The sequence below is a fragment of the Paenibacillus ginsengihumi DSM 21568 genome, from assembly GCF_000380965.1.
GTDB classification, from domain to species: Bacteria; Bacillota; Bacilli; order Paenibacillales; family NBRC-103111; genus Paenibacillus_G; species Paenibacillus_G ginsengihumi.
Genome location: NZ_KB905555.1, coordinates 110,782 through 123,911, shown reverse-complemented (window position 1 = coordinate 123,911; position 13,130 = coordinate 110,782). Strand labels below are relative to the sequence as shown.

The window sequence follows — 13,130 nt, the reverse complement described above, 5'->3', positions numbered from 1 at the left end:
ACGGGCTTTTGCTTTTACGCATCCTTCCAGCGCTCTTTCAATGCATCCGTCTGTTTAACCGCTTGCTTCAGCTCCTTTTCCATTACGGCGAAGTCCTTAAACATTTGTTGAATCTGCTTGTCATCCGTCAATATTTTATACCCTTCCTTCCACAGCGTGCTCCACTTCACAGGGCCTTCCTCCTCGGCGATCGATTACTATACGATACTTCATTGGGGCGCGTTTTGCTTCCGCATCCGTCCTTTTCCCGGGAAAAAACGTCGGCCAATACCGTTAAAGACATCATCTTGGCTGCCAATGATGTGCTGATACAACGCAAAAGAACGGCCCGCAGGCCGTCCTTCCGACGAACATTTAATGTTTGACGGTAATCGTATCGCTGCCGGCAAACCGTTGGCCGTCGCCGAACGCTCCGGTAATGGTCAGCGCGACCGGTCCTGAGCGATCCTGCAGCGCCGCAATAAGCTGCTGCCTGTCGAACTCGAGCATCGCTTTGCGGCCGCTTCCGGTCTGCTTTATGACACCGGGAACGGTGCGGCTGCTTCCCGCGACGAAGACAGCGAGGCTGTTCGGCTCGATCATGGATGCATCGTAGCCTTCGGGGAGCTTCACGCTTGCCGTAACTTTGTTGCCATTGCTCTTGGCGTTCAGCGTCTTCGGCTGAATGGACGCCTGTGCCGGATAAGCGGCAGAGATGCTCGGCGCCGGCGCTGCAAGCGCGCTTCAAGGCTTCGCCGGCCCCGACTGCTTCTCCCGAACGAGCTTCGCCGCTTCGACCATATGGCGCAGCGAGGCGATCGTTTCCCGGGTTCCCCTCGTCTTCAGCCCGCAATCCGGATTGACCCAGAACAGCTCGGGATCGAGCACCGCTAGCGAACGCTCGATGATGCGGACCATCTCCTCCACAGGAGGAACGCGCGGGCTGTGAATGTCGTATACGCCGAGACCGATCCCCTGATCGTAGGTGTGCTCCTCGAAGCTGTGCAGCAGCTCGCCGTGGCTCCGCGACGTTTCGATCGAGATGACGTCGGCGTCCAGGGCGCGGATGGCGTCGATAATATCGTGGAATTCGCAGTAGCACATATGCGTATGAATTTGCGTCTCCGGAGCGACCGTCGACGTCGTCAGCCGGAAAGCGCGAACCGCCCACTCGAGCTCGCGCGCCCAATCCTGCCGCTTGAGCGGCAGCCCTTCGCGCAGCGCCGGCTCGTCGACCTGAATCATGCCGATGCCGGCCTCTTCCAGCGCCTTCACTTCCTGGCGCAGCGCCAGCGCAATCTGATAAGCGACCTGCTCGCGCGGCAGATCGTCCCTGACGAACGACCAGTTCAGGATCGTTACCGGTCCGGTCAGCATGCCCTTCACCGGCTTCTCGGTCAACGATTGGGCGTATACCGATTCCTTGACCGTCATCGGGCTAATGAATTCGACGTCGCCCACAATGATCGGCGGTCTGACGCAGCGCGAGCCGTACGATTGCACCCACCCGTTCTGGGTGAAAAGGAAGCCGCCCAGCTTCTCGCCGAAATACTCGACCATATCCGTGCGCTCGAATTCACCGTGAACGAGCACGTCCAGCCCGAGCTGCTCCTGAATGCCGATCCATTCCCGGATGCGCTCCTGAACGAACGCCTCGTACTGCGCGTCCGTCCAATCGCCGCTTCTCCAGCGGCTGCGCGCCTGCCGCACCTCGGCCGTTTGCGGGAAGCTGCCGATCGTCGTCGTCGGCAGGAATGGAAGCTGCCACTTGCGCTGCTGGACCTGTCGCCGCTTGGCGAATGGCGCCGATCGTTCCGCCGGCTGCTGTCCGATGTGCAGCGCCGCTTCCCGGACGCCGCTTTTGACCCGCCACGGCGACGTCTGCAGGCGGCGGACCGCCTGCGCACTTGCTTCCAGCCGGCTGTCGACGCGCTCGCTGCGCTCCCCGGACGCCGCCTTCGCCAGCAGCACGAGCTCGTCGAGCTTCTCGTCGGCGAAGGCCAGCGCCTCCCTCATCCCGGCATCCAGCTTCGTCTCGCGCCGCACTGTCACCGGCACATGCAGCAGGCTGCACGACGGCTGAACGATCAAGCGCTGCGGAGCGACATACCGAGCTACGCCTTCCAGCTGGACAAGCTTCGCCTTCAGATCGGCGGCCCAAATATTCCGCCCGTCGATCAGCCCGGCGCCGAGCGCCTTATCCTCCGGAAAACCGTGCTCGGCAAGCTGTCGCATCGTCCGCTCCCAGCCGCGCACCAGATCGAGCCCGATGCCCTGCACCGGCAGCGAAACCGTCTCCTCGTAATGCTCCAGCGCGTCGAAGTACGTCTGCAGCATGATGCGCAGGCCCGGGGCGGCTTCGTGCAGCTTATCGTAAATGAATGCGATTCGCCTCATGTCGTCCTTGCCGATCGAGCAGACCAAGGCCGGCTCGTCGATTTGCAGCCACTGCACACCTTCCCGCTCCAGCTCGGTAACGATCTGCGCATACAGAGGCAGCAGCCGGGCGATGTAATCGTCCAACTGACCGGCAGGGCATTTGGCCAACGTCAAGAACGTGTACAGCCCGATCAGCACCGGCCTCCCTTCGATGCCGAGCTCCGCCTTCGCCTCGCGGTATGCGATGAGCGGCTTGTTTTCCGTCAGCGCGGGAGTCGCCTCGCCCAGCTCCGGCACAATGTAATGGTAATTGGTATTGAACCATTTCGTCATTTCGCAGGCCGGCGCGCCCTCGCTGCCCCGCGCCATCGCAAAATAAACGGACAGCGGCACAGGCCCGCCGGCATACGCGAACCGCTTCGGCACGATTCCGAACATGGCGGCCGTATCCAGCACCTGGTCGTACAATGTGAAGTCGCCTACCGGAATCAGGTCGATGCCTTTGTCCTGCTGCACCTTGAGATGGCGCAGCCGCAGCTCCTTCATCCGCCGCTGCAGTTCCGGTTCGTCGATCGCGGAGGACCAGAACGCCTCCAGCGCTTTTTTCCACTCCCTGCTCTCCCCGATTCTCGGGTATCCCAAATTGCCGGTCAATATCGAACTCATGTTCCCATCACTCCGTCTGTTTTTTTAATATCTCCATACAAAAAAAGACATCTTTACCATATTAAAGCATAGGGTAAAGATGCCTCGCGTTCGTCCAAACGGCGGCTGCCATCTCTAACACCTCCCTATCTCCCGTAGGTACAGCAGTGTTGTCAGAACAGGCAGGTCTCCTGGCTTCAGCGTCATCGTCGTTACGCGCCCTTCCCGGTTCGAAGAACCAGTGGGTTTCACTCGCGTCGACTCCTCTGTTACAGTGGCGGGACCGCGTCGGATTTGCACCGTGCTTCCCTTTTAAGCCCCGATTCCGTCATTTCAAAACGGCAATCGGCGCACCTGTTCCCAGCGTATGCAATTGTTTAACGCTTGTAAAATCATACTCTAGTTAACCTATTTATGCAATCTTTTTTTGCTGATCGCGGGAATTGGGGACGCGGCTCCATTTCGGGCAATTGCGCCGGGCTGTTAGCCAGGACATGCGGATTCGGCACTGCGCCGCCTGCTTCCGCCTGCTCGCCCCTGCTTTTACAACCGCTGCGGGCCAAGGTATAATCAGAAAAGCGAGGTGAACGAACGGTGAATGTCATTAAAATGAAAGACCGGGAAGAGCTGGACAAAAAAGTAACCTCCATGCCCTGGTATGTGGAGAAATTTATCAATTACAAGCTGCCGGACTTGTCCCCTTCCTCCCTGCTGGAGTACGTTCGGGATTACGAGACGTTCTTTTCCTGGCTGCTGGCTGAAGGACTGAGCACGGCAGGCTCGGTGCGCGACATTCCGCTCGAGGATCTCGAGAAGCTGCATATGGAAAGCATCGACCACTACAAAATGTTTCTCTCCAGCAAAAAAAAGGGTGCCAACAGCAAAACGACGATTTCCCGCAAGCTGTCGTCCCTTCGCTCGCTGTTTCATTATTTGAGCCAAATCGCGGAGGACGAGAACTTTTATCCGCTGCTGAAGCGCAACGTCATGGCCAAGGTCGAGATCAAGCGGACCCACAAGCCGAAGGATACGGCGGCCAAGCTCGAGGGCAAGCTGCTGCAGGAAGAGGAGATTCTCGAATTCATCGACTATATCAGGAATATTTATCCGCAGGACGTGGCGAGCAACAAGCAGGCACTCTATTCGTACCGCTTGAACCGGATTCGCGACGTATGCATCGTCAGCCTGATCCTTCATTCCGGGCTGCGGGTATCCGAGGTCGTTAACCTGAACGTGGACGATGTCGATCTCAAGAAGAAGCTGGTTCATGTATTCCGCAAAGGGAATAACGACGAGTCGTTCAAGACGCCGGTCTATTTCCGGCAGGAGGCGGTCGCTGATTTGACCATGTACCTGGAGCTGCGAAGCGGGCAATACAAGCCGTCCAAACGGGAAAAAGCGCTCTTCCTCGCCATCGCCAACGGAAAACAGGAGGGAGAGCGCATGACGAAGCGGGCGATCCAGGAGATGGTCGTCAAATACGCCAAACGGTTCGGCAAGCCGTATCTTTCCGTGCACAAGCTGCGCCATTCCTTCGCCACCGATTACTACCTGCGCAACGACCTGTACAAGACGCAGGAGCAGCTTGGCCACGCGTCCCCCGAGACGACGCAAATCTATGCGCATTTGACGGACCGGACGATGGCCGCAGCGATCGACAAGCAGCGGGAATAGCTTTAACGCCGTTCGATCCACGGAACGGTCAGCTGCAGCATTTTCTCCAGATTGGACACGCCTTCCTCGTCGATGTAAGGCTCCCGGCTGCGAAAATAATCGGGATGCCCGCCCCGAATACGGACCGGCACGATGACGCCCGGGGCGTAGCGCCGCGGATTCCAACGGGGAAGGCCGCCGCCCCGCTCCCAGCCGCCCCAGGTGCCGAGCCGCGTCACCGGATCGGCCGGCCGCCCGCAGGGCCTCGCGGCATATACATACATCACCGAATCGCGCATATCGTCCGGCACGGCGCATTTGGGCGAGCCGATCTGAATGACCCGCCAGCTTGGCGCTTCGGCGCCCTCATTGCCGCGGTCCGGGCGCAGCCGCTCCGGCTGCTGCCGGGAGCGCAGCAGCCGCGCCGCATGCACAGCGGCGACGCCGCCGCCGCTGTGCCCGATGATGGCCAGACCGCCGCCCCGATACGTGGCGCGGATCGCTTCCGCCGCCGCTGCGCAGCCTGTGGAATGGCGGCGCCCTTCGCGGCAGACAAGGTCCCGGCGAATCTCGTATAGCTGCGGCAGCAGCTTGCGGTTCCAGTCGCCGTACGGGAACAGCAGGTCCGCCCGCACATCCGCCCCTGCCGAGCGGAGCCGCCGGACAAGCGCCTGCCGCAGCTCCTCCATGAAGTTCGGCGCGGTGGCGACGCCGGCCAGCAAATAAATATCGAGCTTACGGGGCGGTAAGTTCATGCTTTTCGGCATTGACGATCCTCTCCACGATGCTCGGATGGGTCGAGCGGAACAGCTTGACGAGCAGCGGCGGATTGACTTCGCTGAGCGAGGAAGCGGCCAGCTTCTGATACATGCCGGCCGCGCCGTCGGTTTGCCCGAGCAGCTCGAAGGCGTAATTGTCCGCGGCCCGCTCCGCCTGGCGCGAGACGTAGTTCGAGACGGGCAGCGTGGCGAAGGATACGACAGACGCCAGCAGCAAAATGAGCGGCAGCGCCGTCGGGTCCGACGGCCCGCGAATGCCCCAGGCGCCTCCCTTGCGGCGAATCGTCCACAGCAGGACGCTGCTGCCGATCCACAGCATGAAGAACGAGGAGACGACCGCCCCCGCCGCGCTCCACTCCAGATGGTGCATCACATAATGGCCCATCTCGTGCGCCATGATCAGCAAGATTTCCGGCTCGTCCAGCCGCTTTAGCGTCGTATCCCACAGTACGATCCGCAGGCTGCCGCCGATGCCGTTGACGTAGGCGTTGAGGGCATTCGTCTTTTCCGACATGTCCACTTCATAGACCCGGTCGGCGGGAATATGCGCTTTGGCTGCGAGATCGAGTATTTTGCGCTCCAGCTCGGGGCTTGACAATCGCGAGAACTGATTGTACAGCGGATCGATCACGACCGGCTGGATGTACATCATGAACAGCGTGAACGGCACCGACAATAGCCACAGCTTAAGCCACCACCGCCCGCCCTTGCCGATTATCCAGAAGGCGACCGCCGTCACGGCGATCATCAGCAGCGTATTGATCCCGAAGCTGACCGCCTTGTCCCGCAGCCAGCTTGCCACCGGCTGTGTGGAAATGCCGTACGCCCGCGACATGCTGTAGCTGACGACGTTCAGCGGCAAAAAAGCGGCGAGCGATACAGCGTTCAGCAGCAGCACGTAGGCCGGCAGCCGCAGCAGGCGCGGCACGGCCGGCGCTTCGAGCCGGTCTCTCCAGCGCCGCGCGAACCCGCCGCACAGCAAAATCACGTATAATCCCCACTCCCAAGGATAGCTGAGGAAAAACACGATGTTCCGCACAGCGTTGATCGTGCCGCTGCTTGCAAGCTGCTCCGCCGTCAGGAAAGTGGCCGGATCGGCCGCAGTGCCCCGGTACGGCTCGGGAACCGTCTGCGGGGAGTTCAGCCATACATATGACGCGATCGCCGCAGCATAGATGAGAAAGAACCACAGGAAGCCGCGGATCGCCCGGCTGCCTTGATATTCGTTTGGCCGCTGCACCGGCATTCCCCCTCACATCCAAGTAAAGGGCCTGCCCAGCCCTGTTCCAAATCTTAGTATACCATAGCGATGGAGCGGCCACATCATCGGCGCCGGCCGCGCCGGGCGAGCTGTGTGCATGCGACGGGTCTAATCGCTGCGGCCCGGCCGGCAAGTCTGACGAAGATGTAATCGGGACGGGGCCATCATCGTCAGCGGCCGTCACCGTCGGTCGCGTTTGAATGAAAAAGAGCTCCAGCGCCAGGAGCAGCGCATGAGGAGCTCTGTCCGATCCGGCTAGCGCGCGCCCGCCTTGCGGTTCGACCACGCCTCGACGTCCCAAACTTTCGTAACCCAGCCTTCGTAGAAGTCCGGCTCGTGGCAGACGAGCACGATCGTGCCCTTGTATGCTTTGAGCGCCCGCTGCAGCTCGGCTTTCGCGGCAACGTCGAGATGATTCGTCGGCTCGTCCAGCAGCAGCCAATTGCTTTCCCGCATCATCAGCTTGCACAGCCGCACCTTCGCCTGCTCGCCGCCGCTCAGCCGGTTCATCGGCCGCGTAATATGCTCGTTCTTGAGCCCGCAGCGGGCAAGCGCGGCGCGCACCTCATGCTGGTTCAGATGCGGGAATTCGTTCCACACCTCGTCGATCGGCGTGCCGCTGCCCGCCTTGACCTCCTGCTCGAAGTAGCCGGGATACAGGAAATCGCCCTGGAACACGCTGCCTCCGAACGGCTCAATCTTGCCGAGCAGCGTCTTCAGCAAGGTCGATTTGCCCACGCCGTTGCAGCCGACGAAGGCGATCTTGTCGCCGCGCTCGATCACGACGTCCATTTTCGGAAGCAGCGCCTCGGTATACCCGATCTCGAGGCCCTTCGCCTCGACGACGAACCGGCTGCTCGCCCGCGATTCCTTGAACTGGAATGTCGGCTTGGCCGCTTCCTCAGGCTTGTCGATGCGCTCCAGCCGCTCCAGCTGCTTCTCCCGGCTTTTCGCCCGGCCTGAAGTCGAATAGCGCGCTTTGTTCCGCTGAATGAAATCTTCCTGCTTTCTGATAAATTCCTGCTGCTTCTCATAAGCCTCGATATGCTGCGCTTTGCTGATCTCGGCCATTTGCAGAAACTTCTCGTAATTGGCCGTGTAGCGCGTCAGCCTGGCAAATTCGAGATGGTAGATGACGTTGACCACCTGATTCATGAATTCGGTATCGTGGGAAATGAGGATGAACGCGTACGGATAATTTTGCAAATAGTTCCGCAGCCATTCGATATGCTCTACGTCCAAATAGTTGGTCGGCTCGTCGAGCAGCAGCACCGTCGGCTGCTCCAGCAGCAGTTTGGCCAGCAGCACCTTCGTCCGCTGCCCGCCGCTTAAGGTCGAGACGTCCCGGTCCAGCCCGATTGCGCTCAGTCCGAGGCCGTTCGCCGTCTCTTCCACCTTCACGTCGATCATATAGAAGCCGCTCGCATCGAGCCGCTCCTGAATTTCCCCCATTCGCTCCAGCAGCCGCTCAAGCTCCTCCGGATCGGCCTCGGCCATCTGCTCGCCGATGCGCAGTAGCTCCTGCTCCTGCTCGAACAGCGGCAGGAACGCATTTTTGAGCACGTCGCGAATCGTCAGGCCCGGCGTCAGCTTGGCGTGCTGGTCCAAATAACCGTACTGCACGCGCGGCGTCCACTCGACCTTGCCTTGATCCTTGAGCAGCTGTCCTGTGAGTATATTCATCAACGTCGATTTGCCGACCCCGTTCGCCCCTACCAATCCGACATGCTCGCCGGCCAGCAGCCGGAACGAGACATTTTTGAACAACACCCGTCCTCCGAAGCTGTGGCTCAAATGTTCAACCGTTAACAGACTCATCTTTCCGCCCAATTCTCCTATCGTTTGATATATCAATTGAAAAATCAGCTTTATCTGCAAGCTGAATTTTCGGACACCGACGGTGACGACCGATGACGGCAGGAATTGCTCGTCATCGGCCTCTATTTATGGTTGCTTGCAATCGCCTTATTATATCATCTTCGCCGGCATACCGGAACAACCTGCTGCCCGCTCACCGCGCTGTGCGGCGTAAGAAGGCGAAGCCGTCCCGAGTCTGGCCGAAAGCAGGGCAGGAATGGGCGGCGCAAACAGCAGCGAAGAGCCTTCATTTCCACCTTTTTGGCGAAAACGAAGGCCCTTCCGCTAGAAAGCAATACTTCTTTTACGCGGCATCGCGGAGCCTGGAGACGATCGGCGCATACTCCGCATACCGCTTCTCCCATTGTTCGCCGTGCGGTTTCGCTTCGCGATCGTCCAGCACAGCGGCAAGCACATCGAGGCAGACATGCCAGCCGGCCAAATCTTTGGGGGAATGATCCGTCAGCTTATGAATTTTCTCGATCAGCACTAGCCGGCAGCTGCCGTCCGCTTCGGGATACAATTCAAATCGAACCTGATCCTCCCCCCACATGTACTCGAACACCTTCAGCGGCTTCAATTCGAGAATCTTCAGTTCCTCGAATGTGCCGTCCTGCATGTCGAACTTGACGACTCCCCCTTCGCGCAAATCGTCGATCGACAGCTCCGGGAACCATTTCGCCAGCTTTTCGGTTTCCGTCAGAAAGGCCCACACCTTCTCCACGGGATGCTTGAGCCGCCGCTCGAACCGCGCGGTATAACCGCCGTCCGTTTTAGTTACAACTGCCAGCAAGTCTACTCCTCCTCGTCCAACTGCCGCTCAAGGGCGGCCAATTTGTCCGACCAGAACCGGCGGTACGGCTCCAGCCAATGATCGATTTCGGCCAGCGGCTCTGCCCGCAGATAGTACAGATGCTTCTGTGCCTCCTTGCGCACCCCGACGAGGCCGGCCTCGCGCAGGATGCGCAAGTGCTTCGACACGCCGGGCTGGCTCAGCGACGACAGAGCGACCAACTCGCCTACCGACCGCTCCTTCTGCCGCAAATGATCGAGAATCAACCGGCGCTTCGGTTCGGCCAGCACCTCGAACAAAAGACTGTTTTTCATGCCATTATATTACTGGATAGAAATATAACTGTCATGAAATATAAGCTCTGCCTCCACACGGGAGACAGGGCTTGCCGCTTGCCGATACGCGCTTCGCATCAAGCAAACCGCGGCGGAGCCGGGTCCAGCTCGTCGGCCGCTTGCTTGCCGGGGCGGGCCGCCGCGACGGTAACCAGCCTGGACGCATCCGTGGGCCTAAGCAGCGACTGCAGCACATCCTTGTCCGTTAGCGACGGGTCCAGCCAGGCATCCAGATCGCTGCCTTCGAGCAGCACAGGCAGCCGGTCGCCCAGCTCGCCGCGGCGGTTCGGCAGCGTCAGCAGCGTGCAGGTGTGCAGCCGGTCGCCCGAAGCGCTGTCCCACATGTCGTACAATGCGGCGATCCCGACGACCCGGCGGTCGCGGACTGTGCAGCGCACCGGCGACGAAGCTCCTTTCAGTTTCACGACGCGTTCGAATGCCGAGCACGGAATAATGCAGCGCTGCTTGCGCACAATGCGGTCGTACACGCGCTTTTCCATGATCTGCTCGCCGTCCGCGCAGACCGAATCTTTAGCCCAGAAGGGCATCATGCCCCAGCGGAATCGTTCCAGCCGCCTCTCCCCTTCCCGCACGACAATCGCCGCGACGAAACCGACGGGCTTCCATTCGGGCGATAAGGAATGAGCAGCCGGAGCGCTGCCGGCTACCTGAAACTGCTCCATTAACGTGCTTGCATCCGCCGTCAAAATCAATCGATCGCACATGAGCAATGAACCACCTTCCGCTAGCTTCGTTGCATACAGTATTTGCACGCAGCGGAAATTCATGCATACCCGCGAGCGACGCTCAGGCATCCCTGATCCGCGAAGCCAATCCGCTCGGGTTCGGGACGGGAAAGCGACAAGCTGAAGCCGCATATCATGAATGGGGCTGGTTATTTTGCCAGATCGCGGACCACACTACGTAGTACGGGTCCCTACCCTCCAGAAAAGCCCATATTACCATTCATCGAGGTGACGCCGCATGGCATTTCGCAAGCTAACATCAGATCGGCAGTTCGAGAAAGCATTCGTCTCCCATTATACCGTCTGTGTGCGGGACAAAGGGCGGCGCGTGATCGATTACATAGGCAGCGTAGAAGGGTTTAATCCGATCGTCGTTACCGTTGGCGGCAAAAAATTTATGCGCGACGATTTCGATTTCGTCTCTATTCGATAACCGCATACACGCCCTGGCCAAGCGGCGCATTACGCTTTCGGATGAATCATATCCTCGGGACGAACGTACGCGTCGAACTGCTCCTCCGTCAGCAAGCCGCTGAGCACGGCAGCCTCCCGCAGCCGGATGCCCTCCCGGTGAGCAAGCTTGGCGATCGCCGCTGCTTTCTCGTAACCGATATGGGGGTTCAGCGCGGTCACCAGCATGAGCGACTGCTCCAGGTTGCGCCGAATCGTCTCCCGGTTCGGCTCGATCCCGACAGCGCAATGCCGGTCGAACGAGTCGATGGCGTCCGACAGCAGCCGAACCGATTGCAGGAAACTGTAAATGATCGCCGGCTTGAACACGTTCAACTGCAGATGGCCTTGACTGGCCGCAAAGCCGAGCGCCGCGTCGTTGCCCATGATCTGGCAGGCGACCATCGTCATGGCCTCGGCCTGGGTCGGGTTCACCTTGCCCGGCATGATCGAGCTGCCCGGCTCGTTCTCCGGGATCTTCATTTCCCCGATGCCGCTGCGCGGGCCGCTCACCAGCAGGCGGACGTCGTTTGCGATCTTCATCAGATCGGCGGCTAGCGCCTTGAGCGCGCCATGCGCGAAAACGAGCTGATCGTGGCTCGTCAGCGCATGGAACTTGTTCGCCGCCGAGCTGAACCGTTTGCCGGTGAGCCGGCTAATTTCCGCGGCGACCTGCTCGCCGAAAGCGGGATGGGCGTTAAGCCCCGTGCCGACCGCCGTGCCGCCGATCGCCAGCTCGCGAAGCGGCTCGACGGCTTGCCGGATCATTCGGCCTGCCGCCTCCAGCATCGCCCGCCAGCCGCTGATCTCCTGCCCGAGCGTCAAGGGGGTAGCGTCCTGCAGATGGGTGCGCCCGAGCTTGATCACATCGGCGAACGCCGCTTCCTTCCGCTTCAGCGTGGCGGTCAGCCGCGCCAGCGGCGGCAGCAGCCGGTCTTCCAGCGCCGACACCGCCGCGATGTGCATCGCTGTCGGAAACGTATCGTTGGAGCTCTGGGAGCGGTTCACATCGTCGTTCGGATGAACGCGCAGGCCTCTGCCGCGGGATGCGAGCAGCTCTGCGGCCCGGCGGGCGAGCACCTCGTTGACGTTCATGTTCGTCTGCGTTCCGCTCCCCGTCTGCCATACCGAAAGCGGGAAATGACTGTCCCACCGCCCTGCCAGCACCTCGTCCGCCGCGGCTTCGATCGCTTCCGCCTTCTCTTCCTCCAGCGCGCCAAGGGTCCGGTTGACCCGCGCCGCCGCCTTCTTCAGCAACGTCAGCGCATAGACGACCTCCTGCGGCATCCGTTCCTCCCCTATGCGGAAGTGCTCCAGGCTTCGCTGAGTTTGAGCCCCCCACAGCTTATCGGCAGGTACGCGAATTTCGCCCATCGAGTCGCGCTCGATGCGCACGTTCGCCGAATCGTAATCGTTCTCGTTCATTGCCGGAACAGCCCCTTCCGTCTTCATTTGTTGTACCCGCGTCTGCAGGTTGACCGGACGTATAACGCATTAGCAGCGCATTCCACCTAAAAGAAATCCGCTCTTCCCTATTTTACCCCGCTGCCGCAGCGCAAAAACGGCCATCCGCCCAGCGGATGACCGTTTCATCTTACGTATACGTATTGTCTTGTCGCTATAAGATTGTCTATGCATCATGAAGACGAAGGTTCGTCACATTTTGATACCGAGCACATGATCGAGCGGAATAAAGCCGATATCGCGGCTGTCCCGGCTGTTATTGCGATTGTCCCCCATGACGAAGATGTGGCCGTCCGGCACGGTCCATTTCTTGTCGGAGGTATAATTCATTTTCTCGTTCAAATACGGTTCTTCCAAAGCGACGCCGTTCCGGTAGACCTGATGATCCTTGAATTCCAGAACATCTCCCGGCTTGCCGATGACCCGCTTGATATATTTGGTGTTGTCCACTTCGCCCCGGAACAGAGCGATGATCGGGTGCTCCATCACATCGTCCATCAAGGTCCGCTTGCGGTCGACGCGGCTGTCGATAATCACGATATCGCCGTAGTCGGGCGCGTAGCGGAATGTATGTGACAGCTTCGATACGAAGATGCGCTGATCGTCCCGCAAGGTCGGGTCCATCGAATGCCCTTCCACTTTGGTCGGCTGAATGACGAATATGCCGACGAGCAAGGTAAGCAAAATAGCGATGGCCAGGGAACGGGTCCATTCCCACACTTCTTTGGCAATACGGGCCATGGTCGGCTCTCCTCTCCTGACAGCGGCAATGCTTTTTCTATCATTATA

The 13,130-nt window shown here is 59.9% G+C and carries 13 protein-coding genes and 1 riboswitch; of the genes, 2 read left to right on the top strand and 11 right to left on the bottom strand.

Annotated elements, in window-relative coordinates:
* Positions 1-14: 14 nt before the first annotated feature.
* The 3 genes from F591_RS31270 to metE all read right to left on the bottom strand — a co-directional run bounded on the left by F591_RS31270 (position 15) and on the right by metE (position 3,024).
* A complete protein-coding gene (locus tag F591_RS31270) occupies positions 15-170 on the bottom strand; it encodes a hypothetical protein (RefSeq protein WP_019533821.1) in 156 nt (51 codons plus the stop codon).
* Between the two features lie 184 nt (positions 171-354).
* Positions 355-612 carry a hypothetical protein gene (locus F591_RS0106685; protein ID WP_156829471.1) on the bottom strand — a complete coding sequence of 86 codons (258 nt, stop codon included), beginning with the start codon at positions 610-612 and terminating at the stop codon, positions 355-357.
* A gap of 111 nt (positions 613-723) precedes the next feature.
* The gene (gene metE / locus F591_RS0106680; protein WP_019533819.1) at positions 724-3,024 is read right to left on the bottom strand and encodes a 5-methyltetrahydropteroyltriglutamate--homocysteine S-methyltransferase; all 2,301 of its coding nucleotides are present in this window, start codon (positions 3,022-3,024) and stop codon (positions 724-726) included.
* Between the two features lie 143 nt (positions 3,025-3,167).
* Positions 3,168-3,376: riboswitch (cobalamin riboswitch) on the bottom strand.
* Positions 3,377-3,597: 221 nt separating this feature from the next.
* Between metE and xerS the strand changes: the two genes are divergently transcribed.
* On the top strand, positions 3,598-4,677 hold the full coding sequence (xerS, locus tag F591_RS0106675; RefSeq protein ID WP_019533818.1) for a tyrosine recombinase XerS: 1,080 nt from the start codon (positions 3,598-3,600) through the stop codon (positions 4,675-4,677).
* 2 nt (positions 4,678-4,679) lie between these two features.
* On the opposite strand, the gene F591_RS0106670 is transcribed toward xerS, so the two are convergent.
* From F591_RS0106670 to F591_RS0106645, 6 genes are all read right to left on the bottom strand, one after another.
* Positions 4,680-5,423 carry a hypothetical protein gene (locus F591_RS0106670; protein ID WP_026326418.1) on the bottom strand — a complete coding sequence of 248 codons (744 nt, stop codon included), beginning with the start codon at positions 5,421-5,423 and terminating at the stop codon, positions 4,680-4,682.
* Complete coding sequence (locus F591_RS0106665; protein ID WP_019533816.1) at positions 5,392-6,681, bottom strand: M48 family metallopeptidase; 1,290 nt, start codon at positions 6,679-6,681, stop codon at positions 5,392-5,394. Before F591_RS0106665 ends, F591_RS0106670 begins: the two co-directional genes overlap by 32 nt.
* A 270-nt stretch (positions 6,682-6,951) precedes the next feature.
* Entirely contained in the window at positions 6,952-8,514 is a 1,563-nt protein-coding gene (locus F591_RS0106660; RefSeq protein ID WP_019533815.1) for an ABC-F family ATP-binding cassette domain-containing protein, read from the bottom strand.
* A 343-nt stretch (positions 8,515-8,857) separates the two neighbouring features.
* Positions 8,858-9,346 carry an SRPBCC family protein gene (locus F591_RS0106655; protein ID WP_019533814.1) on the bottom strand — a complete coding sequence of 163 codons (489 nt, stop codon included), beginning with the start codon at positions 9,344-9,346 and terminating at the stop codon, positions 8,858-8,860.
* A gap of 2 nt (positions 9,347-9,348) precedes the next feature.
* A complete protein-coding gene (locus F591_RS0106650) occupies positions 9,349-9,660 on the bottom strand; it encodes an ArsR/SmtB family transcription factor (RefSeq protein ID WP_026326415.1) in 312 nt (103 codons plus the stop codon).
* A gap of 98 nt (positions 9,661-9,758) precedes the next feature.
* The gene (locus tag F591_RS0106645) at positions 9,759-10,406 is read right to left on the bottom strand and encodes an SOS response-associated peptidase family protein (protein WP_019533812.1); all 648 of its coding nucleotides are present in this window, start codon (positions 10,404-10,406) and stop codon (positions 9,759-9,761) included.
* 259 nt (positions 10,407-10,665) lie between these two features.
* Here F591_RS0106645 and F591_RS0106640 point away from each other — a divergent pair, with 259 nt between their 5' ends.
* A complete protein-coding gene (locus F591_RS0106640) occupies positions 10,666-10,860 on the top strand; it encodes a hypothetical protein (protein WP_019533811.1) in 195 nt (64 codons plus the stop codon).
* Positions 10,861-10,889: 29 nt separating this feature from the next.
* Here the strand turns inward: F591_RS0106640 and fumC are convergent, their stop codons facing one another.
* Positions 10,890-12,302 carry a class II fumarate hydratase gene (gene fumC, locus F591_RS0106635; protein WP_019533810.1) on the bottom strand — a complete coding sequence of 471 codons (1,413 nt, stop codon included), beginning with the start codon at positions 12,300-12,302 and terminating at the stop codon, positions 10,890-10,892.
* Between the two features lie 231 nt (positions 12,303-12,533).
* Positions 12,534-13,082, bottom strand: a complete 549-nt coding sequence (gene lepB, locus F591_RS0106630; protein ID WP_019533809.1) for a signal peptidase I — start codon at positions 13,080-13,082, stop codon at positions 12,534-12,536.
* Positions 13,083-13,130: the final 48 nt, after the last annotated feature.